This is a genomic window from Pontitalea aquivivens (assembly GCF_046507575.1).
Classification (GTDB): domain Bacteria; phylum Pseudomonadota; class Alphaproteobacteria; order Rhodobacterales; family Rhodobacteraceae; genus Pontitalea; species Pontitalea aquivivens.
This window is the reverse complement of sequence record NZ_JBKFEY010000001.1, coordinates 1-23830: the sequence shown is the minus strand read 5'-3', so window position 1 is coordinate 23830 and position 23830 is coordinate 1. Positions and strand designations below refer to the sequence as shown.

The window sequence follows — 23830 nt, the reverse complement described above, 5'->3', positions numbered from 1 at the left end:
CACCGCGATGGGGGCGCCATCCGCGCGGCCAAAGGCTTGCATTCGCCGCGCGCTGGCATAGATGTTGGGACAGGGAAACAGGTGCGCCAATGATCCGGTTCACGCTAAAATGCGATCAGGAACACAGCTTTGACAGCTGGTTCAAATCTGCCGAAGCCTTCGACACGCTCAGGGCCTCGGGGATGGTATCCTGCGCGGTCTGCGGATCGGCCAAGGTGGAAAAGGCGCTGATGGCCCCTGCGGTGCGCCCCGCGCGCAAGGCGGCCAGCCCCCAGCCCGCCGCCGAACGCCCCCTGGCCGCGCCGCCATCCGAGCTGGAACAGGCGATCACCGCCCTGCGCCGCCATGTCGAGGAAAATTCCGATTACGTCGGCCTGAACTTTGCCGCCGAGGCCCGCGCCATGCATCTGGGCGAGTCGCCTGAACGCGCGATCCACGGCGAAGCAAAGCTTGAGGATGCCCGCGCCCTTCTGGAAGACGGCATCGCCGTGGCCCCCCTGCCCTTTCTTCCCAGCCGCAAGACGAACTGATCCGCAGCGCGATTCGCAGGCCCCGGCATGACCGACACGGCCAGCGGGCAATTGCACCGGCGCCCCCGTTCGATCGGCATGGGACAGCGCAAGGCGTTACCACGATGAAGGGGGGGGGGCACGCGGCAGCACGCTCTTGCAAGCGCGGTCCCCTTCCGCTAGCAGGGGCGCAATTCTTTCGGGCGGTCCAGGGGGGTATCCATGCCGCTTCTCGTGATGAAATTCGGTGGCACCTCGGTGGCCGATCTGGCGCGGATCAAGAACGCGGCGCAAAAGGTCAAACGCGAGGTGGAACGCGGCTATGACGTGATCGTCATCGTCTCGGCCATGTCGGGCAAGACGAACGAACTTGTGGGCTGGGTCGAACAGACCTCGCCGCTGTTCGATGCGCGCGAATATGACGCGGTCGTGTCGTCAGGGGAAAACGTCACCGCCGGCCTGATGGCGCTGACGCTGCAGGGAATGGACGTTCCCGCACGCAGCTGGCAAGGCTGGCAGGTGCCGATCAACACAACCTCGGCGCATTCGGCGGCCCGGTTCGTCAATATCCCCCGCGACAACATCGACGCGAAATTCGCCGAAGGCATGAAGGTTGCCGTGGTCGCGGGTTTCCAGGGCGTCAGCCCCGAGGGGCGGATCACCACCCTGGGCCGGGGCGGGTCGGATACGACCGCCGTGGCCTTTGCCGCCGCCTTCGGCGCGGAACGCTGCGACATCTACACCGATGTGGACGGGGTCTATACCACCGACCCGCGCATCAGTTCAAAGGCGCGCAAGCTGGACAAGATCGCCTATGAGGAGATGCTTGAACTGGCCTCGCTGGGCGCGAAGGTGCTGCAGACCCGCTCGGTCGAGCTGGCGATGCGCTTCAACGTGCGCCTGCGGGTGCTGTCCTCATTCGAGGAAACCGACGAAACCTCTGGAACCCTGGTCTGCGGTGAGGAAGAAATCATGGAATCGAAAGTTGTTTCCGGCGTGGCCTACAGCCGCGATGAAGCCAAGATCACCCTCGTCACCGTCGAGGATCGCCCCGGCATCGCCGCCGCAATCTTTGGCCCGCTGTCCGAGGCCGGCGTGAACGTGGACATGATCGTCCAGAACATTTCCGAAAAGGATTATGAAAACCACCCCGGCGCGGTGACCGACATGACCTTTTCATGTCCGATCAACCAGGTCGCGCGCGCGAAAAAGGCAATGGAAGACGCCCGCACCGCGGGTCAGATCAACTATGACGATCTGGCCGTCGACACCGAGGTGGCCAAGGTTTCGGTCGTGGGCATCGGCATGCGGTCACACGCAGGGGTTGCGGCGACCATGTTCAAGGCGCTCGCCGCGGAAAATGTAAACATCAAGGTGATTTCCACCTCAGAGATCAAGATTTCCGTTCTCATCGACCGAAAATATATGGAACTGGCGGTTCAGGCGCTTCATGATGCCTTCGAACTGGAGAAAACGGCCTGATCTGACGGCCTGCACCACGGGGGCGAAGCAGGGCACATGCCCGACCGCAGTAAGAGCGACAGCCGCACCCTGCTGCGGCGCCTGCGCGACACGCTGGCAACCCCCGGCAAGGGGCAGGAACGGCTTGACCGGATCACCCATCTGATCGCGGATTCCATGCAGACGCAGGTCTGTTCGATCTACCTGTTCCGTGATCCCGAAACGCTTGAACTGTGCGCCACCGAAGGGCTGAAACCCGAAGCTGTGCACCAGACCCGCCTGAAACTGGGCGAGGGTCTGGTGGGCCGGGTCGCCCGATCGGGCCGGCCGATCAATACCGGCGATGCGCCCTCGGAAAAGGGCTTTCGTTACATGCCGGAAACCGGCGAGGAAATCTATTCCAGCTTCCTTGGCGTGCCGATCCAGCGGGTCGGCGAACGGCTGGGCGTACTGGTGGTGCAGTCGAAAGACGCGCGGCAGTTTTCCGAAGACGAGGTCTATGGCCTTGAGGTCGTGGCGATGGTCCTGGCCGAGATGACGGAACTGGGCGCCTTCGTGGGCGACGGCGAAGGCGAAGGCATAGGCGCGGCGCATCAGTTCCCGCTGGTCTTCCGCGGGGCCACCGGCCAGGAAGGCGCCGCCGAAGGCCGCGTCTGGCTGCATGAACCGCGCGTGGTCGTGATCAACCCCGTCGGCGACGACCCCGAAGCCGAGCGCGCCCGCCTGGAAGAGGCGGTCGAGAAACTGCGCGCCCAGATCGACGGCATGCTGGCCGACAGCAGCAGCATGGACAAGGACCACCGGCAGGTGCTGGAAACCTACCGGATGCTGGCCCATTCCCGCGGCTGGATGCGACGGATGACCGAAGACATCGGCCTTGGCCTGTCGGCCGAGGCGGCGGTGGAAAAGGAACAATCCACCGCGCGGGCGCGGCTGGAACAATCGACCGATGCCTATCTGCGTGACCGCCTGCATGACATCGACGACCTGTCAAACCGGCTGCTGCGCATCCTGACCGGCCAGGGCAAGGATACCGGCGCCGAACTGCCCGACAATCCGGTGCTGGTGGCGCGCAACATCGGCCCGGCTGAACTGCTGGAATATGGTCGCGCGCTGAAAGGCGTGGTGCTGGAAGAAGGCTCGGTCGGCAGCCATGCCGCCATCGTGGCCCGGGCGCTGGCGATTCCGCTGGTCATTCACGCCGCCCGCATCACCATCGAGGCGCTGAACGGCGATGCGATCCTGGTCGATGGCGATCAGGGCATGGTACATCTGCGCCCCGAAGAAACCGTCGCCAGCGCCTTCCGCGACAAGATCGCGATGCAGGCCGAGGCACAGAAACGCTATGCCAGCCTGCGCGACCAGCCCGCCGAGGCGCGCTGTGGCACACGGCTGTCGCTGATGATGAATGCGGGGCTGATGGCCGATCTGCCCTCGCTGGAAGGGTCGGGCGCGGATGGCGTCGGCCTGTTCCGCACCGAACTGCAGTTCCTGATCCGCAGCCGCGTGCCCCGGCGCGCCGAACTGGCGGCGCTCTATGGCCGGGTGATGGATGCCGCCCAGGGCCGGCGGGTACAGTTCCGCACGCTGGACATCGGATCAGACAAGGTCCTGCCCTATATGAAGCCGCAAGATGAGCCGAACCCCGCAATGGGCTGGCGCGCGATCCGGGTGGGGCTGGACAAGACGGGCGTGCTGCGGATGCAACTGCAGGCGCTGCTGCGCGGCGCGCGCGGACGGCCGCTGTCGGTCATGTTCCCCTTCGTCGCGACCCCCGGCGAATTCGAGGCCGCCCGCGCCATGCTGTTGCGCGAACGCGACCGTGAGGCCAGCCTGGGCCATGCCGTGCCCGAAGACCTGCGGGTCGGCGCCATGCTGGAAACACCCTCGCTGGCCTACGCCCCTGACAACTTTTTCCGGGGCTGCGATTTCCTGTCGATCGGGGGCAATGACCTGAAACAGTTCTTCTTTGCCGCCGACCGCGAAAACGAACGCGTGCGTCGGCGCTATGACACGCTGGACACCAGCTTTCTGACCTTCCTGGAAACCATCGTGGCGCGCTGCGCGGCATCCGGCACGGCCCTGTCCTTCTGCGGCGAGGATGCCGGCCGTCCGGTTGAGGCAATGACACTGGCCGCCCTGGGCTTTCGCACGCTGTCGATGCGGCCCGCCTCGATCGGGCCGGTCAAGCACCTGGTGCGCCGCGCCGATCTGACCCGGCTGAAAGCGGTCATCGACCAGGCCCGGGCAGACGGCGCGCCCTCGGTCCGCCCGGCGGTGACGGCCTATCTGTCATCGCTTTAGCCCGGCGGCAGGCCGGCGATGGGGGGGATGAGTATTTGGTCCAAGAAGAAGCATGCCGTTTCTTCTTGGACCAAATACTCCCGCCGGAGGCATCCGCGGTCCACGCTGGCGGAACGGTCAGGCTTTGGCGGTGATCCGGGCCACAAGTTCCTCGCGCAAGAGCCCCTCATCCAGCGCGCTGTCACGGGCAAGTCGTTTCAGGCCGAAATGAACGCGCGCGATATCCTGGTAATAACTGGTGAAGGTATAATTGATAGCGGCCCCCGCAACGGCGCCCAGGACGGGGGCTGTCTGCGCCGCAAGTTTCTGGCCCATGACCGCCGCCAGCCGCGGCGCCACGCGTGCGATCAGGCCGTGCAGGCTGGCCCCGGTGATCGTGACCTTGGCCGTCAGAAACCCCATGTCGGTGCCGTCGTCATATGCCAGCGGCCCGGCCGAGGCAAAGACCCGCAGGCATTCCAGGCGCACCGCCTCATCCGCGGGATCAAAGCCGTGTTCGGCGGCGATGCCCTGGATCGCGCGCAGCAGCATCGTCACCGTGAAAGGCAGTTCCGCCAGCGCGCCCGGCAAGCCGCCAAAGCCCCCCGCCGCCCCCATTGCGGTGGTCAGCGCGCGGTTGACCCAGTCGCCGCGGTCGGCCAGCAGCCCGCGCGACCGCTCGGCCGCGCCGAAGGCGGTTTCCAGCGCGCGGGCGGTCGCGCCCTCCAGCCCGTCGCGCACGGGGACGGGAAGTTTTGCCATCAGGGTTTCGGCAGAGCCCCCGATATAGGTCAGCAGCTGCATCCCCAGGCCGCTGGCGCCATTGTGCCGGCGCGCCAGCGCATCAAGTTCCCCAAGGATCGCCGGATCGGTGACCGGGGGCAGGATTTCGGGCTGTGCGGTCATCGCCTTCTCCTTCGCATCGCCCTGATATGGGGGGTTGCGCGGGCTGTGCCAGATCAGACGCGCGCCTTTTTCACCTCACCCCGAACCTCTACCCAGGCACCGGGCACCAGTTCCAGGCCCAGGACACGGTCGGGGTTGGTCGGCGGCGGCATGATCACCCCATCCAGCTTTTCAAAGCCGAAGCGCGAATAATAGGGCGCATCGCCCACCAGCATGACCCGTTCCCAACCCAGCTTGCGCGCCTCGGCCAGGCTTTCGTGGATCAAAAGCCCGCCCAGGCCTTCGCCCTGGCGGGTCGGGTGCACCGCCACCGGACCCAGAAGCAGGACGCGCTTGCCGCCCACCTCGACCGGCCAATAGCGGATGACGGCGGCCAGCACGCCATCTTCGCGCAAGGTCAGGCACAGCGGCGCAACCTTGGGCACGCCTTCGCGCAGGCGGTAGGAAGACAGCGCCGTGCGCCCCGGCGCGAAGCACAGGTCATACAGGGCCTCTACTTCCCACCAGTCGGCATCGGCTTCCTCTTCCAGTTGATACATCCCGCCCCGCCCCCCGGAATCACCTGGAAACGCGCCTAGCACGGGGCTAGGTCAGGGGCAAACATGTAAGGATTGCCCGATGTTCTACCGACCCGAGGACGGCCACGGTCTGCCCCACAACCCGTTCAACGCGATCGTCGCCCCGCGTCCCATCGCCTGGATTTCGACCCGCGGCAGGCTGGGTGACAACCTGGCGCCCTATTCGTTTTTCAATGCCGTGGCCTATGTTCCGCCACAGGTGATGTTCGCCTCGACCTCGGCCAAGGCGGATCGGGGCGACACCAAGGACACGGTCGCGCAGATCCGCGAAACGGGGGTGTTCTGCGTCAATCTGGTAGAGCTTGCACTGAAGGATGCGATGAACGCAAGCTGCGCGGACCTGCCCGCCGGGACGGATGAATTCCAGGTGGCGGGCGTGGAAAAGGCAGACTGCGAAACCATCCCCTGCCCGCGCGTGGCCCAGGCCCCGGCCGCCCTGGAATGCCGGCTGATGCGGATCGAGCCCTTGTTGGGCGACAACAACTTTCTGGTGCTGGGTCAGGTGACGGGCGTGCATATCCGACCCGATTGCCTGCAAGACGGGCGCTATGCCCCGCCGGACCGGCTGGTGCGGCTGGGCTATCACGATTACGCGGCGGTGCGCGGCACCTTCGCAATGCGCCGTCCCGGTGCCTAGCCGCCAGACGCGGCGCGGCGCCCCCGCAGCAGGGTATAGACGCCGCTGGCGATGATCACCGCAGAACCGATCAGCGTGGCGGCATCGGGCCGTTCGCCAAAGGCGAGTGCGCCCAGGATCAGCGCAAAGATCAGCCGCGTGTAGCGGAAGGGCGTCACCACCGACACCTCGCCGATGCGCATCGCCGCCGTCAGGCCCCAATAGGCCGCGACGCCAAAGACGGTGGCGGCCAGGATCTGGCCCGCCACCCCCAGCCCCGGCAGGGCCGCCCCCCCGGTGAAGGCCAGAAGCCCCGCCCCGGTGGGGATTAGCATGGCAAAACCGTAGATGCCCAGTTGCATGTTCGACAGCACCTTCGGCGCGGCCCGCGTGGCCAGATCGCGCCCGGCAAAGCCCAGCATGCCCATCACCGTGAACAGCGCGGCCGGCACGAACCCCTCCAGCCCCGGGCGCAGCACGATCAGCACGCCCAGAAAACCAATGGCAATGGCCGCCCAGCGCCGCGGCCCGACCCTTTCGCCAAAGATCAGCGCCGCCCCGGCCACCACCACCAGCGGCGTCGCCTGCAGGATCGCCGAAGCGTTCGACAGCGGCGTCAGCGCGATGCCCAGCGTATAGCCAAGCCTGCCGATCACCTCCATCACCGCCTTCACGATCATCGCGCGGCCCAGAAACGCGGGATGAAACAGCCGTTCGCCGCGCAGCGCCGTCAGCGCCATGAAGGCCAGCATTCCGCCAAGGCCGAACAGCATCAGCACCTGACCGACCGGCAGCGCCTGCGCCGCGCGCTTGATGAACATGTCTTCCAGCGCAAACAGCCCCATGGCCGCGACCATCAGCACCGATCCCCGGATGTTTTCCAAAGCGCCCCCCGTCTTTGCCGTCCCTGCCCCTGTCGCCTTGGTATAGCGCAGGCACGACGCGCTTACAGGCGCAATCGGGGCTTTCCCCGGCTGATGCGCAGGCATAATCTGCCCCCACCACAACGGAGGCGTGTCGGATGCAGACCATGATCGGCGTGATCGGCGGTTCAGGGATCTATGACATCGCGGGGCTGCAGGACGCGACCTGGGTCGAGGTGAACACCCCCTGGGGGGCGCCCTCGGACCTGATCCTGACCGGCACGCTGGACGGCAGGCCAATGGCCTTTCTGCCCCGCCACGGACGGGGACATGTGCATACCCCGGCAACCGTGCCCTACCGCGCCAATATCGATGCGCTGAAACGGCTTGGGGTCACCGACGTAATCGCGGTCTCGGCCGTGGGGTCGTTGAATGCGGCAATGGCGCCGGGCGATTTCGTGGTGGTCGATCAATATATCGACCGCACCTTCGGCCGGGTGAAATCCTTCTTCGGGCCGGGCCTGGTGGGCCATGTCAGCCTGGCGCATCCCACCTGCGCGCGCCTGTCGCGGGCCTGTGCCAGCGCCGCCGCCGGGACCGGCGTGATGGTGCACGGAACCGGCACCTACCTGGCAATGGAAGGGCCGCAGTTTTCCACCCTTGCCGAAAGCCGGATGTACCGCAGCTGGGGCTGCGACGTGATCGGCATGACCGGCATGCCCGAAGCCAAGCTCGCCCGCGAGGCGGAACTTTGCTATGCCTCGATCGCCATGGTCACCGATTACGATTGCTGGCACCCCGACCATGACGCGGTCGATGTGGCGGTGGTCATCCAGACGCTGGGGCGCAACGCCGGTGCCGCGCGCCAGATGGTCGCGCATCTGCCCGGCGCCCTGCCCGGCCCCCGCGCGCCCTGCCCCTGCGGCTGTGACCGGGCGCTGGACAACGCGATCATGACCGCGCCTGACAAACGCGACCCCCAGCTTGTCGCGCGGCTGGATGCCGTGGCAGGCCGCGTCCTTCCCCCCCGACCGGAGACAGCATGAAAACCGTCAAGGATTACATCCGCACCATCGCCGATTTCCCCCACGAAGGCATCCTGTTCCGCGATGTCACCACGCTGTTTGCCGATGCGCGCGGCTTTCGCATGGCGGTGGATCAGCTGCTGCACCCTTGGGCAGGCGAACGGATCGACAAGGTCGTGGGCCTTGAGGCGCGCGGCTTCATCCTGGGCGGTGCGATCGCGCATCAGCTGTCCAGGGGCTTCGTGCCGATCCGGAAAAAGGGCAAGCTGCCGGGTGCCACGATCAGCCAGGCCTACAAGCTGGAATATGGCGAGGCGATCATGGAAATACACGCCGATGCGCTGCAGCCGGGCGAGCGGGTGCTGATCGTCGATGACCTGCTGGCCACGGGGGGCACCTGCGAGGCAGGCATCCGCCTGATCGAACGCCTGGGCGCGGAAATCGTCGGCTGCACCTTCATCGTCGATCTGCCCGAACTGGGCGGACGCAAGATTCTGGAATCCTTGGGTGTCCAGGTCAATGTCCTGTGCGAATTCGAAGGGCTCTAGGGGGGCCTCAGGCGCGATCCCGCAGGATTCGGCGGGTCGGTAACCATTCCGCAACCCGAATCATGCCACACAGAAGATGCCTGATGGTTCAGGGCTGCTTGCAAAACATGTGAACCAAAATGCCGCGCCCTGCCGTTCCCCCCGGCAGGGCGTCTTGCCCCCCCGGATCACGATGCACGCAGCACCGCGCCGGGGTTCATGATGCCATGGGGGTCCAGCGCCGCCTTGATCGCGCGCATCGCCGCCATCTTGCCCGGATCGCCGAACCGTTCCAGATCGGCCACCTTCAGCCGCCCGATCCCGTGCTCGGCCGAAACCGATCCCCCCAGTGAATCGACGATGTCATGAATGCAATCCTTGATCCTCGGCCGGTCCGCCTCATGGTCGGCGCGGGCCCGCCCCGCGGCCGGAAAGACATTGTAATGCAGGTTGCCATCGCCCACATGCCCAAAGCAGTTGACGCGATAATCCCCCATCGCCGCCAGCGCCGCATCGGCCCGCGCGATGAACGCCGGCAAGGCCGCCAGCGGGACCGAGATGTCATGGCTGGAAATCGCGCCAATACGGCGGTTCGCTTCGGGCAGGCTTTCCCGCAGGGTCCAGAACGCGGCACGCTGTGCCTCGCTTTGTGCGATCACGCCATCGCTGACCAGCCCGGCCTCGGCCCCCGCCTCGAACAGGCCCGCCAGCGCCTCTTCGGGATCAAGACCCTGCGGCAGGCCAACCTCGACCAGCACCATCCAGGCCGGCGCGGGCGCAAAAGGCTGGCGCAGCTCGGGACCAACCTCATCCAGAAACAAAAGCCCCTGACGCCCGATCAGTTCAAAGGCCGACACACAGCCGCCCATCCGCGCCTCGGCCAGCGCCAGCAACGCCAGCGCCTCGGCCGGGCCCGGCACGGCCAGCATCGCCGTCCCCTGCCCCGCGGGGCGCGGAAACAAACGCAGGCAGGCCGCGGTGATCACGCCCAGCGTGCCCTCGGCCCCGATCAGCAGATCCTTCAGATCATAGCCGGTGTTGTCCTTGCGCAGGCGTTTCAACCCGCGCAGCACGGCGCCATCGGGCAAAACCGCCTCAATCCCCAGGCACAGATCCCGCGCATTGCCATAGCGCAGCACATTTACCCCGCCCGCATTGGTCGCAAGACACCCGCCGATCCGCGCACTGCCCTGGCTGGCCAGCGACAAGGGAAACAACCGCCCGGCCGCCTCCGCCGCCTCCTGCACCGCCTGCAAGGTCGCCCCCGCCTCGACGATCAGCACATTGCCCACCGGATCGACCGCGCGCGCCACCGCCATCCGCTCCAACGACAGGATCACCGGCGCTGGACCCCCGGGCGCAACCTGCCCGCCGACCAGCCCGGTGCCACCGCCATAGGGCACCACGCCCACCCGCGCCGCGGAACACAGGCGCACCACCGCCGCCACCTCATCAACCGAACGGGGGCGCACCAGCACCCCGCCGGTTCCCGCGAACCGGCCCCGCGGCTCTTCCAGATGCCGCGGCTCGGGCCGCTCGGCCCGCAGCCCCACCACCTCGGCCTCAAGAACGCGCGCAAATTCTTCAGTCGCCGGTTTCAGCATCGCTTCCCGCTTTCATCTTGCCCCAAATACCTCGGGGGAGTCCGAAGGACGGGGGCAGCGCCCCCATTCCCTCAGCCGACTTCGGTTCGCCCCCGCCTGTCCCCACGCAGATTGGCGTAAAGCACATGGTTTCGCCAGCGCCCGTTGATCTGCAGATAGCTTTGCGCCACGCCTTCATATTTGAAGCCCGACTTCTCCAGCACCCCGCGCGAGGCCGCGTTTTCCGGCAGGCATGCCGCCTCGATCCGGCTCAGGTCCAGAACACTGAAGGCATGATGCACCACCGCGCGGATCGCCTCGCGCATGAACCCCTGACGGGCGTGGCGCGCCCCGATCCAATAGCCCAGCGTCCCCGCCTGTGCGGGGCCCCGCCGGATATTGTCCAGCGTGATCGCGCCCAGCACCGCGCCATCCTGGCGCCGGATCAGGAACAGCGGCAGCGCCGTACCCGAACTTTCCGCCCGCGCCGCCCAATAGACACGGTTGGCAAAGGCCTTGCGGCCCAGATGGTCATGCGACCAGGACGGCTCCCACGGGGTCAGGAATTCGCGGCTTTCCTCGCGCAGCCAGGCCCAGTCGCGGAAATCCGAATGCTGCGGCAGACGCAGCGTCATCCGCTCCGTCTCGATCCGCAGCTTCCGGCGGCGCGTCAGCATCAGGCGGCAAGCCTGTCGCGCAAGCCCTCCAGCGTGGGTGCGGCCTGAACGGGGCCATACAGCGCCAGCGCCGATCGGCCGCCGCCCGCCCCGGCCAGGCTTTCACCATAGGCGCGCACCGCATCACGGCTGACCGCGTCGATCCTGGCGGTGATCTCCTCCAGGCCCGGAATGCGGCCCCAGATCGCCAGGTTGCGTGCCATCCGTTCAGCCCGGGCCGAAGGGCTTTCCAGCCCCATCAGCATTCCCGCCTTCATCTGCGCGCGGGCACGGGCCACTTCGGCCTCGGTCATATCCTCGGCGGCGCGCTTCATCTCATCAATCGTCAACGCGCACAGCTCACCGATTTCCTCGGCCGAAGTGCCGGCATAGATCGTGATCATCCCGGTATCGTCATAGGCCCCGGCCTGCGCGAAGATCGAATAGCACAGGCCGCGTTCCTCGCGGATCTTCTGGAACAGGCGGCTGGACATGCCCCCCCCCAGCGCCGTGGTATAGACCTGCGCGGTATAGATCGCCGGATCGCGGTAGCCCGGACCTTCCAGCGCCAGCGCGAAATGGACCTGTTCCAGGTCCTTCACCTCGCGCCGTTCCGCGCCCTGCCAGCGCGCGGGCTGCACCGGATGCGCGCCCACGGGACGCAATGCGCCAAAGATCGCCTCGGCCTGTTTCACGATCGCGGCATGGTCCACCGCGCCCGCCGCCGACAGGATCATCTGGTCGGGGCCGTAATGTTCGGCGACAAATCCCGACAGATCCCCCCGCCCGAAGGCCGAAACCCGTTCCGCCGGGCCCAGAATCGTGCGCCCCATCGGCTGATCGGGATAGGCAGCTTCCTGCAGCCAGTCAAAGATGATGTCATCGGGCGTATCCAGCGCCTGGCCGATTTCCTGCAGGATCACATGGCGTTCCACCTCGATCTCGCGTGGGTCGAAAACCGGGTTCAGCACGATGTCGGAAATCACGTCCAGCGCGCGGGCCACATCCTCGCCCAGCACGCGGGCGTAATAGGCCGTCATCTCGCGCGAGGTATAGGCGTTGATATAGCCGCCCACATCCTCGATTTCCTCGGCGATGCGCAGGGCACTGCGGGTCTTGGTGCCCTTGAAGGCCATGTGTTCCAGGAAATGCGCGATGCCGTTCTGCTCGGCCCGTTCATGCCGGCCGCCCGCCGTCACCCAGATCCCGACTGAGGCCGAAGCCAGGCCCGGCATATTCTCGGTCACGATCCGCAGGCCGTTGGGAAGCGTGGTCAGGTTGATGCTCAATGGCGGCGCCTTTCGCGGATCAGCGCCTCAAGCGCCGACAGGTCATTGGGAACACGGGTCACCCGTTCGGGCCGATCGAACAGATCGGCCATACGGGCCGGCAACGCGGGACGGATGCCGGTGGCGGCCTGCACCGCATCGGGGAATTTGGCGGGGTGCGCGGTGGCCAGCGTCACCATCGGCACCGGCGCAGCCGTCCTGGCATGGCCCACGCGCACGCCCACCGCCGAATGCGGGCACAGCAATTCGCCCGACCGCGCCAGTTCCTGGGTGATGGTTTCCGAGGTCTCGGCCTCGGAAACGCGGCCCGAGGTGTAGATTTCGCGCAGGGCCTGCAACGCGCCCTGGCTGACGCCAAAGCCGCCCTGCGCCTTCAATTCATCCATCAGATGCGCCACCGCCGCGCCGTCGCGGCCATAGGCCCAGAACAACGCGCGTTCGAAGTTTGAGCTGATCTGGATGTCCATCGACGGGCTGATCGAGGGTTTCACACCGTCCATCCGGTATTCGCCCGTCGTCAGGCAGCGGTGCAGAATGTCGTTCTGGTTCGTCGCCACCACCAGCTTGTCGATCGGCAGGCCCATTTCGCGCGCGATGAATCCTGCGAAGATGTCGCCGAAATTTCCGGTCGGCACGGTAAAGCTGACCTTGCGGGCGGGCGCGCCAAGCGCCACGGCGGCGGTGAAATAATAGACCACCTGCGCCAGCACCCGTGCCCAGTTGATCGAGTTCACCCCCGCCAGCCCCACCTCATCGCGGAAGGCAAAGTCGTTGAACATGTCCTTCAGACGGTTCTGGCAATCGTCAAAAGTGCCATCCAGCGCAAGCGCATGGACATTGGCTTCGGACGGGGTGGTCATCTGCCGGCGCTGCACATCCGACACGCGGCCATGCGGGAACAGGATCACGACGTCGACATTATCCAGGCCACGGAACGCCTCGATCGCGGCCGATCCGGTATCGCCCGAGGTGGCGCCGACGATGGTGATGCGGCGGCCTTCCTTCGCCAGTGCGATCTGGAACAGCTGCCCGATCACCTGCATGGCGAAATCCTTGAAGGCCAGCGTCGGCCCGTGAAACAGCTCCAGCAGGAAATGCCCTGGTGCCAGCTGCACCAGCGGCGCGCGCGCCACATGGCCAAAGCCCGCATAGGCGCGCCCGATCGCGCCCCGAAGCTCGTCTTCGGTGAAAGTGTCGCCCACAAAGGGCTTCATCACGCGCAGCGCGACCTCTTCATAGGGCAGACCGGCCAACGCGGCGATTTCAGCCGGGGTCATCGCCGGAATCGTCTCGGGCACATACAGGCCGCCGTCGCGGGCCAGACCCGTCAGCATCGCTTCGCCGAAGCTCAGGACCGGGGCCTGCCCCCGGGTGGAGATATAGCGCATCAACTCGCCCTTCAGATTTGTCTTTGCCTGATACGCCACAGAAGGAACGCTGTCATCCCCGCCCAGACGGCGGCCAGCGAAAACCAGGTGATGGCGTAGTGCAGATGGTCATTCGGAATGCCGGTTATGGATACCGGCTGCGGGCTGATGCCCTGGGTATCGCCCGCGACCTGCGCAGCCACGACCAGCAGCGGCTCGGTTCCCAGATGGGCGGCCATGGCGGGTACGTCGCGGGCGAACCACAGACCTTCGTCCAGATCAGGCGCGGGGGTATAGCTGTCGGCCTCGGCGGGCCAGTGCAGGTTGCCGGTGACGATCAGCGGCACCGCCGGGCGCGGGGCACGGCGGCCCGTTTCCGGCAGAAAGCCGCGATCCAGCAGGATCCGCCGGCCATCGCCGGTTTCAAAGGCGGCAATCACCTGAAACCCAGCGCCGATGCCCTTTTGCCCCGACAGCACCAGAATTTCCTGCCCCGTCGTCGCGCCGGCCAGTTCGACGGGCGTGTATTTCAACACCGCCGGATCCCCCCCCGCCGCGGGCAGCGGCCCCGGCGCGCCACCGATCTGGGCGGTGATCCCGGCCAGCATCGCGCGTTTCCATTCCAGGCGGTCCAGCTGCCAGAACCCCAGCGCCAGCAGGACAGCGCAGCCGCCAAGGCCCAGAAGAAGGGGAAAGACATAGCGCATCATCACAGGCTCCAAATGCAAGACGCGGGGGTTTCCCCCCGCGCCGGTCGTGATTCCATCGGTCAGGACCTAGCGGCCCCAGACATAGATCGAAGCGAACAGGAACAGCCAGACCACATCGACAAAGTGCCAGTACCAGGCCGCGGCCTCAAAGCCGACATGCTGCTGCGGGGTGAAATGACCCTTCAGCACGCGGATCAGGCAGACCAGCAGGAAAATGGTACCGACGATGACGTGGAAGCCATGGAAGCCCGTCGCCATGAAGAAGTTCGCGCCATAGATGTTGCCGGCCAGACCAAAGGCCGCGTGGCTGTATTCATAGGCCTGCAGCAGGGTGAAGAAGAAACCCAGGATCACCGTCAGCACCAGGCCGTTGATCACATCCTTGCGGTTGTTTTCATGCACCAGCGCGTGGTGCGCCCAGGTCAGCGTGGCACCCGACAGCAGCAGGATCAGCGTGTTGATCAGCGGCAGGTGCCAGGGGTCGAAGGTTTCGATTCCCGCGGGCGGCCAGACGCCATCGACCAGCGGGCTGTCGGGGCCCATCGGGTAAAGCGCATGCTTGAAAAAGCTCCAGAACCAGGCCGAGAAGAACATCACCTCGGACATGATGAACAGGATGAAGCCGTAGCGCAGGCCGATCCGCACCACCGGGGTATGATCGCCGGTCTGCCCTTCGTGCACGACATCGGCCCACCAGCCGTACATGCAGTACAGCACCAGCGCGAGGCCGATAAAGAAGACCCAGGGTGTCGTCCCGCTCATCCACAGGACGGCGCCGAACAGCATGACGAAAGCGCCAACCGCGCTGAGCAGCGGCCAGATCGACGGGGGCAGAATGTGGTAATCGTGGTTTTTCGCGTGCGCCATTTCGATTTCCTGTTGGGCCTCAGTTGACGGGCGCCGTTACCGCAGGCCCAAGGGCGGCCTGCTGTTCGGGCAACTTGGTTTCATAAAAGGTGTAGGACAGCGTGATGTGGCGGATGTGGCCGGCATCACGATCCTTCACCAGCGCGGGATCGACGTAGAACGAAACCGGCATCTGCACCCGCTCGCCGGGTTGCAGCACCTGTTCGGTAAAGCAAAAGCAGTCGATCTTGTCGAAATAGTAACCGGCAAGGTCGGGGGCGACGTTGTAGCTGGCGGTGCCGGCGATCACCCGGTCGGTGGGGTTGTAGGCCTCATAGAAGGCAAGACCGGTTTCACCGATCCGAAGCGTCATCTCACGCTGGACCGGCTTGAACTGCCAGTCCATCCCCTTGGCGGTGTTCGCGTCAAAGCGCACGGTGACCAGTTCATCCAGGATGATGTCGGATTCCGCCTCGGCGACATTGGTGGTGCCGGCATAGCCGGTGACACGGCAGAACCAGTCGTAGAACGGCACCGCCGCCCAGGCCAGCGCGGCCATCAGCACGACCACGCCCGCAAGACGCAGGGCGATGCGGTTGTTGGCTTGCGCGCTCATTGTCCGGACCCGGTGGTGGCTGGCGCGACCGGGGCGCCGGGGGCAATGACCGGCGCGGCGGGGCGGCTGACAGTCTCGGTCGCCGGGGTGATCGAGACGCGCGGCTGGTGATCGAATCCCTCAAGGCTGGCGCCGGTCTGCACCTTGGCGATGGTCAGGCCAAAGACCAGCGCGGCAAAGCCCAGCAGAACCAGACCCAGCCCCATGTTGCGCCCGAAGCGGCGCTGATGCAGGGCGCTGTCTTTCGTGATTGCCATCTTACCAGATCCCCAACCCAAAGGCGCGCAGCGCCGAATCGGCCAATAGCGCGCTGAAATGCGCGAACAGATACAGCAGCGAAAACCGGAAAAACGCCTTCTCGGCCTTGTAGCCATCGGCCTCGGCCGCAGCCTCATCGCGGGCGCGGATCGCCCAGGCACCGCGGATGAACAGCGCGTTCAGCACAAGGCTGGTCAACAGATAGACCGGCCCGCCGATCGTGGTGAAGGCCGTGCCCACCGCCACCGGCGCCAGAATCAGCGTGTAGCCCAGGATGTGGCGGCGGGTAACCTTGCGGCCATGCGTCACGGTCAGCATCGGCACGCCGGCATTGGAATAATCATCCTTCATGAACAGCGCCAGCGCCCAGAAATGCGGCGGCGTCCACAGAAAGATCAGCAGGAACATCGCCACCGATTCGATGCTGATTCCCCCCGTCGCCACAGCCCAGCCGATCATCGGCGGAAAGGCCCCCGCCGCGCCGCCGATCACGATGTTCTGCGGGGTCGTGCGTTTCAGCCACATCGTATAGACGACGGCATAGAAGAAGATGGTAAAGGCCAGGAACAGCCCGGCAAAGACATTGGCCGCCAGCGCCAGCATGACACAGCTGATCCCGGCCAGTGCCAGACCAAAGCCCATCGCCTCGCCCTCGCTGACACGGCCCGCGGGAATCGGGCGGCTGCGGGTGCGGCGCATCACGCGGTCGATGTCGGCGTCATACCACATGTTCAGCGCGCCCGATGCGCCACCGCCCAGCGCGATGAACAGCACGGCGGTGAAGGCGACAAAGGGGTGCACCGGCACGGGCGCGACCAACAGCCCGACCAGCGCGGTGAACACCACCAGCGACATGACCCGCGGCTTGAGCAGCGCGACATAATCGCCGAACTGCGCCTCGCCCCCGCGATCGATGATGCCGATATCGCTCATGTCCCGTTACTCCCTCCGGGTGTGGGCGCCGGGCTGCCCCGGCGCGCCGCGATCAGATCAGTTCGACGCCAGCTTGACGGGCGTGTCGGTATCCAGCGCCGCAAAGCCACCCTGCGCGCGGGCCACCCAGTCGGCATAAACCTGTTCCGAGACGACCTTGACGACGATGGGCATGTAGGAATGGGCCTGGCCGCACAGTTCGGAACACTGGCCGAAATAGACGCCTTCCTGTTCAGCCTTGAACCACAGCTGCGCGATGCGGCCAGGAACGGCGTCCTGCTTCACGGCAAAGGCCGGAATGGTCCAGGAATGGATCACATCGGCCGCGGTCACCTGCATGACGACGGTCTTGTTCACCGGCACGACAACCGCATTGTCGGTGGCCAGCAGATATTCGTCGGGCTCATAGCCATGCGCGGCCAGCTCTTCCCTGGGCAGCATCAGCGCGTCGAAGGCGATGCCCTCATCGGCATATTCATAGCCCCAGTACCACTGATAGCCGGTCGCCTTGATGACGACATCGGCCGCCGGGATTTCCTGCTGCTTCCACAGCGCCGGCAGCGAGAAGGACCCGATCACGACCAGAATCAGGATCGGAACCACCGTCCAGGTCACCTCGATCGGGGTGTTGTGGGTAAAACGCGCCGGCGTCGGGTTCACCCGGCGGTTGAAGCGCAGGATGGCATAGACGATCAGCGCCACCACGAAGATCGTGACCGCGGTGATGATATACAGCACCATCCCGTCCAGCCATTGCTGGTCGCGCGCCAGTTCGGTCGCGGCGGGCTGAAAGCCAATGCCGTCGGCCACAGGCTTGCCGACACGCGGCAGGCCGGCAATCATGTCCTGGGCCAGCGCGGTCCCGGCCAGCATGGTCGAGGTGAAAGCAGCCGCGAGACCGCGGCGAATGGTCGCAAAACGCATAGTGTTTTCCCGTTCCCTGATGCGGCTCTCCCTGCCGCGCAACGCCTTTGGGCCCCGAAAGGCCCACCCCCGTTGTATGACGGCAGCTTAAAATCATATTAGATGCACAGCAACAAGCAAAAGCTGCGACACCATGCCGCTTTTTGATCCAGATCAATGACGAAAGAGATACCGATGACCGCAGAGCGCTTCGCCCCCTTCGACACCTTGCTGGATCGTGACGAGGCCCTGGCCACGTTGCGCGCGGCCACGGCCGGTGCAGAGGATGGGGAATTGTTCCTGGAACGCCGCCGGTCCGAGGCGCTGGTCTTCGACGATGGCAGGGTCAAGACCGCAAGCTATGATGCCTCGGAAGGATTCGGCCTGCGCGCCGTGCGCGGCGAGGTGGCGGGCTATGCCCATTCCACCGGGATTTCGGGCGCGGCGCTGAAACGTGCCGCCGAAACCGCACGGCTGGCGGTAGGCGATGGCGGCGGTGTCATGGCCCCGCCCCCGCCCGGCACCAATCGCCACCTTTATGGCGATGCCGATCCGATGGCCGATGCCCCCTTCGCCGCCAAGATCGACATCCTGCGCGACATCGACGCCTATGCCCGCGACCTGGACCGGCGCGTGGTGCAGGTCTCGGCCAGCATGGCGGCCAGCCTGCAAGAGGTCTTCATCCTGCGCCCCGAAGGTGGCCTGGTCAGCGACATCCGCCCGATGGCGCGACTGAACATCTCGGTCATCGTGGAAGAAAACGGCCGCCGGGAATCGGGCGGCCATGGCGGCGGCGGGCGCTTTGGCCTGACGGGACTGATCGACCCGGCGCACTGGAAGCCCGTCACGCAAGAGGCGTTGCGCATCGCATTGGTGAACCTGCGCGCCGAACCCGCCCCGGCCGGTCAGATGGACGTGGTGCTTGGCCCCGGCTGGCCGGGCGTTCTGCTGCATGAAGCGGTGGGCCACGGGCTGGAAGGCGATTTCAACCGCAAGAAAACCTCGGCCTTTGCCGGGCTGATGGGTCAGCAGGTGGCCGCGAAAGGCGTGACCGTGCTGGACGATGGCACGATTCCCGACCGGCGCGGCTCGATCTCGGTGGATGATGAGGGCACGCCTTCGGGGAAAAACGTGCTGATCGAGGACGGCATCCTGGTGGGCTTCATGCAGGATCGCCAGAACGCGCGCCTGATGGGCGTGGCCCCCACCGGCAACGGACGGCGCGAAAGCTATGCCCATATCCCTATGCCGCGCATGACCAACACCTATATGCTGGGCGGCACCGCCGATCCGGCCGCAATCCTGAGCGATCTGAAAGACGGAATCTATGCCGTGGGCTTCGGCGGCGGGCAGGTCGACATCACCAACGGCAAATTCGTCTTTTCCTGCACCGAGGCCTACCGGGTAAAGAACGGCGTGGCGGGCGCCCCGGTAAAAGGCGCCACCCTGATCGGCGACGGCCCCACCACAATGCGCCAGATCCGCGCCATCGGCAATGACATGGCGCTTGACCCCGGCATAGGCAATTGCGGCAAGGCCGGGCAATGGGTGCCTGTGGGCGTGGGCCAACCCACGCTGATGATCGGCGGGCTGACGGTGGGCGGTTCGGCCAGCTGACGGACGCGGCGCGGTCGGCACCTGCGGAAGCGCTCCGCGCGGGAGTATTTGGGCCAAGAAGAAACCTGTGCTTCTTCTTGGCGAAATACTCCGGGGGGTGAGGCGCGCCCGCGCCGAGGGGGGCAGCGCCCCCCTGCCCCCTTTCCGCCTGCGCGGCGGTCAGGGGTGGCGCGCATGAAAATCGCCGGACCGGCACCGAATCGCTGCGACGTAAACCACTTGTTAACGTTAAGGGCGCTATACCGATCCTGCGAATGAGACGGAGGGACGGATGAAAGCAGATTTGTTTTCTTACCCCACCCCCTTCACCCCACCCACCACGGAAGAAGATGAACTGTCGTCGCTCCGTCTCATTCGTTCCCGCCGCGTGGGGCCGGCGACATTTCACCGCATGATCGCCGAACATGGCAGCGCAGATGCCGCGCTGGCTGCCCTGCCCGAGATGGCCCGCGCCGCCGGGATCGCGGATTACGCCCCCTGCCCCGAAGGCGTCGCACGGGCCGAAATCCGGGCGGCGCGGCGTCTGGGCGCGCGGCTGTTGCGGATCGGCGCGCCGGGGTATCCGCAGCTTCTGGCTGCCCTGCCCGATGCGCCCCCGCTGATCTGGACCCTGGGGGATGCGGGGCTGCTGGCGCGCCCGATGGTGGCGCTTGTGGGCGCACGCAACGCCTCATCCCTAGGCGGGCGCATGGCGCGCAAGCTGGCCCAGGAGCTGGGCGTGGCGGGTTATGTCGTCGTCTCGGGACTGGCCCGCGGGATCGACGCGGCGGCCCATCAGGCCGCACTGGGCACCGGCACGGTCGCGGTTCAGGCCGGCGGGGTCGACACGATATACCCCGAGGAAAACGCGGGCCTTGCCGCGCAGATCGCCGCATCAGGGCTGCGCCTGTCCGAACAGGCGATGGGGCTTGAACCGCAGGCGCGCCATTTCCCGATGCGCAACCGTATCATCGCGGGGCTGTGCCGCGCCGTTGTCGTGGTCGAGGCTGCCTCGCGATCGGGCAGCCTGATCACCGCCCGGATGGCGCTGGACCAGGGACGCGAGGTGCTGGCGGTTCCGGGTCATCCACTCGATCCGCGGGCGGGCGGGTGCAACACGCTGATCCGCGACGGCGCAACCTTGATCCGCGGCGCCGGGGATGTTCTGGCCGCCCTTGACGCGGCCGGTTTCGGGCTGCCCGCGCCTGAAACCGGCCGCGCGCCTCAGGCGGCGGTGCCCCCCGTATCGCCGGTCACACCCGCGCAACCGGCCAATGCCCCGGTTTCCGGCGCGATCGGCGCGCGGATCCTGGACCGTCTGGGTCCCAGCCCCGTGGCCGAGGATCAGCTGATCCGGGATCTTGGCCTGTCGGCAGCGCAGTTCGCGGGCGCCCTGTTGCAGCTGGAAATGGACGGACAGATCCAGCGCCAGCCCGGTGGCCTGATCGCCCGCGCGGTCTAGCGGACCGGCCCGGCCCGCGGATCACTGGGCAGGCAGGGCGCGCCCGCCCCCCCCCGGTCGGACTTCGGCAAAGTCTCATTGACAATCCCCCCGCAAGGCACACATGTTCCGCGCCCAAAGCGTTTTGCCCGAGTATGGAAAGAGAAAATCATGGCCGTTGTCGTTGTCGAATCCCCCGCAAAGGCCAAGACGATCAACAAATACCTGGGGTCCGACTATACGGTCCTGGCCTCTTTCGGGCATGTGCGCGACCTTCCGCCCAAGGATGGATCGGTCGATCCCGACCATGAATTCGCCATGAAATGGGAGGTCGCGGCGGACAGCAAGAAACACATCCGCGCGATCACCGAGGCGCTGAAGACCGATGACGAACTGATCCTGGCCACCGACCCCGACCGCGAGGGCGAGGCAATTTCGTGGCACCTGCAAGAGGCGCTGGCCGACAAGCTGAGGAAGAAGAAGGTCAGCCGCGTCACCTTCAACGCGATCACCAAGCCCGCGATCCTGGAGGCGATGAAGCATCCCCGCCAGGTGGATACCGCGCTGGTCGAGGCCTATCTGGCCCGCCGCGCGCTGGATTATCTGGTGGGGTTCAACCTGTCGCCGGTGTTGTGGCGCAAGCTGCCGGGTGCGAAGTCGGCCGGTCGGGTACAATCGGTCTGCCTGCGCCTGATCGTCGAGCGCGAAATGGAGATCGAGGCGTTCCGGGCCCGCGAATACTGGACCGTCACCGCCACGCTGGTCACCCCGCGCGGGCAGGAATTCAGCGCGCGGCTGACCGTGCTGGGCGGCAAGAAGCTGGACAAGTTCGATCTGGCCAATGCAACGGCGGCGGAACTGGCGGTGCAGGCGGTGACATCGCGCCCGCTTGCGGTCAAATCGGTCGAGGCGAAACCCGCCACCCGCAACCCCTACCCGCCGTTCATGACCTCAACCCTGCAGCAGGAAGCCAGCCGCAAGTTCGGCATGGGCGCCAAGGCCTGCATGTCGGCCGCGCAGCGGCTGTATGAGGCGGGTCACATCACCTATATGCGGACCGACGGCATCGACATGGCCCCCGAGGCGGTGATGGCCGCGCGCGATGAAATCAGGCGGCGCTTTGGTGAGGCTTACGTCCCCGACAGCCCGCGGATGTACAAGAACAAGGCCAAGAATGCGCAGGAAGCGCATGAATGCATCCGCCCCACCGACATGGCAATGTCGCCCGACCGGCTGAACGTCGAGGCCGATCAGCGCAAGCTGTATGATCTGATCTGGAAGCGCACGATTGCCAGTCAGATGGCGGCGGCGCGGATGGAACGCACCACGGTGGACGTGGGCAGCAACGATGGCCAGGTCGAGTTGCGCGCCACCGGCCAGGTGGTGACCTTCGACGGCTTCCTCAAGATCTATGACCAGGGCCGCGACGACGACGAAGGCGAAGACGGCGCCCGCCTGCCGCAGATCATGCAGGGTGAGCCCGCCGACAAGCGCGCGATCACGCCCGAACAGCATTTCACCCAGCCCCCACCCCGCTATACCGAGGCGACGCTGGTCAAGCGGATGGAAGAACTGGGCATCGGGCGACCGTCGACCTATGCCTCGATCGTCACCACGATCCAGGACCGCGGCTATGTGCGCAAGGACAAGAACCGCCTGATCCCCGAAGATACCGGGCGACTGGTGACGGCCTTTCTGGCCAATTACTTCCGCCGCTACGTCGAATATGACTTCACCGCCGATCTGGAAGACCAGCTGGATGACATCTCGGCCGGGGACCGTGATTACAAAGAGGTGCTGGCACGCTTCTGGCGCGATTTCTCGGCGGCGCTGGGGGAAACGGCGGAACTGCGGATTTCCGAGGTGCTGGACAAGATCGATGAGGTGCTGGGTCCACATCTGTACCCGCCGCGCGCCGATGGTGGCGACCCGCGCGCCTGCCCGACCTGTGGCGCGGGGCGGCTGAACCTGAAAACCGCGCGTTCGGGCGGGGCCTTCATCGGCTGTTCCAACTATCCCGAATGCCGCTATACCCGCCCGTTGTCCGCCCCGGAAGATGGCGACGCGGCGGCGCTGGATGGCAAGGTTCTGGGCCAGGATGACGGCGCCGACATCACCCTGCGGATTGGCCGTTTTGGCCCCTATGTCCAGAAGGGCGAGGCAACGGCCGATCAGCCCAAGCCCCCGCGCGCCAGCCTGCCCAAGGGCTGGTCGCCCGAAAGCATCGACCTGGACCGCGCGCTGATGCTGTTGTCGCTGCCGCGCCAGATAGGCGCGCACCCCGAGGATGGCGCGCCGGTCGAGGCCAGCATCGGCCGCTTTGGTCCCTATGTGAAACACAACAAGACCTACGCCAACCTGCCCGATATCGATGAGGTCTTCACCATCGGCATGAACCGCGCGGTCGAGGTTCTGGCGCAAAAGGCCGCGCGCGGCCCCGGCGGGCGGGGCGCCGCCGCCCAGCCGATCAAGGATCTGGGTGAACATCCCGATGGCGGCGTGATCCAGGTCATGCCCGGGCGCTATGGGCCCTATGTGAAATGGGGCAAGGTCAACGCGACCATCCCCAAGGACAGCGCACCCGAGGCGATCACCCTGGAAGAGGCCCTGCCCCTGCTGGCGGCCAAGGCCGCCAAGGGGGGCAAGAAGACCCCTGCCCGCAAAGCGCCCGCGAAAAAGGCCCCGGCAAAAGCAGCCGCCAAGCCTACCAGCAAAACCTCTGGCGCCAAGAAGCCTGCGGCGAAAAAGGCCGCGCCGAAGAAGGCGGGGACCAGCGACGACGGCTAAGCCCTTGCTGCGCCGCCGCATTGACTTGCGCAATGTGGCGGGCCACAAAACCCCTAGCGATTTTGGAGGAGTGTTCC

22 protein-coding genes are annotated in these 23830 nt (G+C 66.1%); 9 read left to right on the top strand and 13 right to left on the bottom strand.

The window, feature by feature from the left end; translation table 11 throughout:
- The first annotated feature begins 89 nt into the window (after positions 1 to 89).
- From ACK8OU_RS00110 to ptsP, 3 genes are all read left to right on the top strand, one after another.
- Positions 90 to 530 carry a DUF1178 family protein gene (locus ACK8OU_RS00110; RefSeq protein ID WP_410301307.1) on the top strand — a complete coding sequence of 147 codons (441 nt, stop codon included), beginning with the start codon at positions 90 to 92 and terminating at the stop codon, positions 528 to 530.
- 201 nt (positions 531 to 731) lie between these two features.
- Positions 732 to 1991: an aspartate kinase gene (locus ACK8OU_RS00105; protein WP_410301306.1), complete on the top strand. Its 1260-nt coding sequence runs from the start codon at positions 732 to 734 to the stop codon at positions 1989 to 1991.
- Between the two features lie 36 nt (positions 1992 to 2027).
- Positions 2028 to 4274, top strand: a complete 2247-nt coding sequence (ptsP, locus tag ACK8OU_RS00100) for a phosphoenolpyruvate--protein phosphotransferase (protein ID WP_410301305.1) — start codon at positions 2028 to 2030, stop codon at positions 4272 to 4274.
- Between the two features lie 117 nt (positions 4275 to 4391).
- Here ptsP and ACK8OU_RS00095 read toward each other — a convergent pair whose 3' ends face one another.
- Both ACK8OU_RS00095 and ACK8OU_RS00090 read right to left on the bottom strand, forming a co-directional pair.
- Complete coding sequence (locus tag ACK8OU_RS00095) at positions 4392 to 5159, bottom strand: EcsC family protein (protein WP_410301304.1); 768 nt, start codon at positions 5157 to 5159, stop codon at positions 4392 to 4394.
- A gap of 53 nt (positions 5160 to 5212) precedes the next feature.
- Positions 5213 to 5698, bottom strand: a complete 486-nt coding sequence (locus tag ACK8OU_RS00090) for a GNAT family N-acetyltransferase (protein WP_410301302.1) — start codon at positions 5696 to 5698, stop codon at positions 5213 to 5215.
- A gap of 79 nt (positions 5699 to 5777) precedes the next feature.
- Here ACK8OU_RS00090 and ACK8OU_RS00085 point away from each other — a divergent pair, with 79 nt between their 5' ends.
- Positions 5778 to 6374, top strand: a complete 597-nt coding sequence (locus ACK8OU_RS00085; protein ID WP_410301301.1) for a flavin reductase family protein — start codon at positions 5778 to 5780, stop codon at positions 6372 to 6374.
- On the opposite strand, the gene ACK8OU_RS00080 is transcribed toward ACK8OU_RS00085, so the two are convergent.
- Positions 6371 to 7237 carry a DMT family transporter gene (locus tag ACK8OU_RS00080; RefSeq protein ID WP_410301300.1) on the bottom strand — a complete coding sequence of 289 codons (867 nt, stop codon included), beginning with the start codon at positions 7235 to 7237 and terminating at the stop codon, positions 6371 to 6373. The genes ACK8OU_RS00085 and ACK8OU_RS00080 overlap by 4 nt on opposite strands.
- A gap of 137 nt (positions 7238 to 7374) precedes the next feature.
- On the opposite strand from ACK8OU_RS00080, the gene ACK8OU_RS00075 reads away from it, so the two are divergent.
- Together ACK8OU_RS00075 and ACK8OU_RS00070 are read left to right on the top strand one after the other, a co-directional pair.
- A complete protein-coding gene (locus tag ACK8OU_RS00075; RefSeq protein WP_410301299.1) occupies positions 7375 to 8262 on the top strand; it encodes an S-methyl-5'-thioadenosine phosphorylase in 888 nt (295 codons plus the stop codon).
- Positions 8259 to 8789: an adenine phosphoribosyltransferase gene (locus tag ACK8OU_RS00070; protein WP_410301298.1), complete on the top strand. Its 531-nt coding sequence runs from the start codon at positions 8259 to 8261 to the stop codon at positions 8787 to 8789. Before ACK8OU_RS00075 ends, ACK8OU_RS00070 begins: the two co-directional genes overlap by 4 nt.
- 167 nt (positions 8790 to 8956) lie before the next feature.
- Here ACK8OU_RS00070 and ACK8OU_RS00065 read toward each other — a convergent pair whose 3' ends face one another.
- From ACK8OU_RS00065 to coxB, 10 genes are all read right to left on the bottom strand, one after another.
- The gene (locus tag ACK8OU_RS00065; RefSeq protein WP_410301297.1) at positions 8957 to 10372 is read right to left on the bottom strand and encodes an FAD-binding oxidoreductase; all 1416 of its coding nucleotides are present in this window, start codon (positions 10370 to 10372) and stop codon (positions 8957 to 8959) included.
- A 71-nt stretch (positions 10373 to 10443) separates the two neighbouring features.
- Positions 10444 to 11028, bottom strand: a complete 585-nt coding sequence (locus ACK8OU_RS00060; RefSeq protein WP_410301296.1) for a GNAT family N-acetyltransferase — start codon at positions 11026 to 11028, stop codon at positions 10444 to 10446.
- A complete protein-coding gene (locus ACK8OU_RS00055) occupies positions 11028 to 12242 on the bottom strand; it encodes a M16 family metallopeptidase (RefSeq protein ID WP_410301977.1) in 1215 nt (404 codons plus the stop codon). Before ACK8OU_RS00055 ends, ACK8OU_RS00060 begins: the two co-directional genes overlap by 1 nt.
- A gap of 50 nt (positions 12243 to 12292) precedes the next feature.
- On the bottom strand, positions 12293 to 13684 hold the full coding sequence (thrC, locus tag ACK8OU_RS00050) for a threonine synthase (protein ID WP_410301295.1): 1392 nt from the start codon (positions 13682 to 13684) through the stop codon (positions 12293 to 12295).
- An 11-nt stretch (positions 13685 to 13695) separates the two neighbouring features.
- A complete protein-coding gene (locus ACK8OU_RS00045) occupies positions 13696 to 14376 on the bottom strand; it encodes an SURF1 family protein (protein WP_458524347.1) in 681 nt (226 codons plus the stop codon).
- 63 nt (positions 14377 to 14439) lie between these two features.
- Complete coding sequence (locus tag ACK8OU_RS00040) at positions 14440 to 15240, bottom strand: cytochrome c oxidase subunit 3 (protein WP_410301293.1); 801 nt, start codon at positions 15238 to 15240, stop codon at positions 14440 to 14442.
- A gap of 19 nt (positions 15241 to 15259) precedes the next feature.
- Complete coding sequence (locus ACK8OU_RS00035) at positions 15260 to 15835, bottom strand: cytochrome c oxidase assembly protein (protein ID WP_410301292.1); 576 nt, start codon at positions 15833 to 15835, stop codon at positions 15260 to 15262.
- Positions 15832 to 16092, bottom strand: a complete 261-nt coding sequence (locus ACK8OU_RS00030; protein ID WP_410301291.1) for a hypothetical protein — start codon at positions 16090 to 16092, stop codon at positions 15832 to 15834. The genes ACK8OU_RS00035 and ACK8OU_RS00030 overlap by 4 nt, the downstream gene beginning before the upstream one ends.
- Before the next feature lies 1 nt (position 16093).
- On the bottom strand, positions 16094 to 17026 hold the full coding sequence (gene cyoE / locus ACK8OU_RS00025) for a heme o synthase (protein ID WP_410301290.1): 933 nt from the start codon (positions 17024 to 17026) through the stop codon (positions 16094 to 16096).
- 57 nt (positions 17027 to 17083) lie between these two features.
- On the bottom strand, positions 17084 to 17950 hold the full coding sequence (coxB, locus tag ACK8OU_RS00020; RefSeq protein ID WP_410301289.1) for a cytochrome c oxidase subunit II: 867 nt from the start codon (positions 17948 to 17950) through the stop codon (positions 17084 to 17086).
- A gap of 174 nt (positions 17951 to 18124) precedes the next feature.
- Between coxB and tldD the strand changes: the two genes are divergently transcribed.
- The 3 genes from tldD to topA all read left to right on the top strand — a co-directional run bounded on the left by tldD (position 18125) and on the right by topA (position 23753).
- Positions 18125 to 19546, top strand: a complete 1422-nt coding sequence (gene tldD / locus ACK8OU_RS00015; RefSeq protein WP_410301288.1) for a metalloprotease TldD — start codon at positions 18125 to 18127, stop codon at positions 19544 to 19546.
- 271 nt (positions 19547 to 19817) lie between these two features.
- A complete protein-coding gene (dprA, locus tag ACK8OU_RS00010) occupies positions 19818 to 20987 on the top strand; it encodes a DNA-processing protein DprA (RefSeq protein WP_410301287.1) in 1170 nt (389 codons plus the stop codon).
- 150 nt (positions 20988 to 21137) lie between these two features.
- On the top strand, positions 21138 to 23753 hold the full coding sequence (topA, locus tag ACK8OU_RS00005; protein WP_410301286.1) for a type I DNA topoisomerase: 2616 nt from the start codon (positions 21138 to 21140) through the stop codon (positions 23751 to 23753).
- The last annotated feature ends 77 nt before the right edge of the window (positions 23754 to 23830 follow it).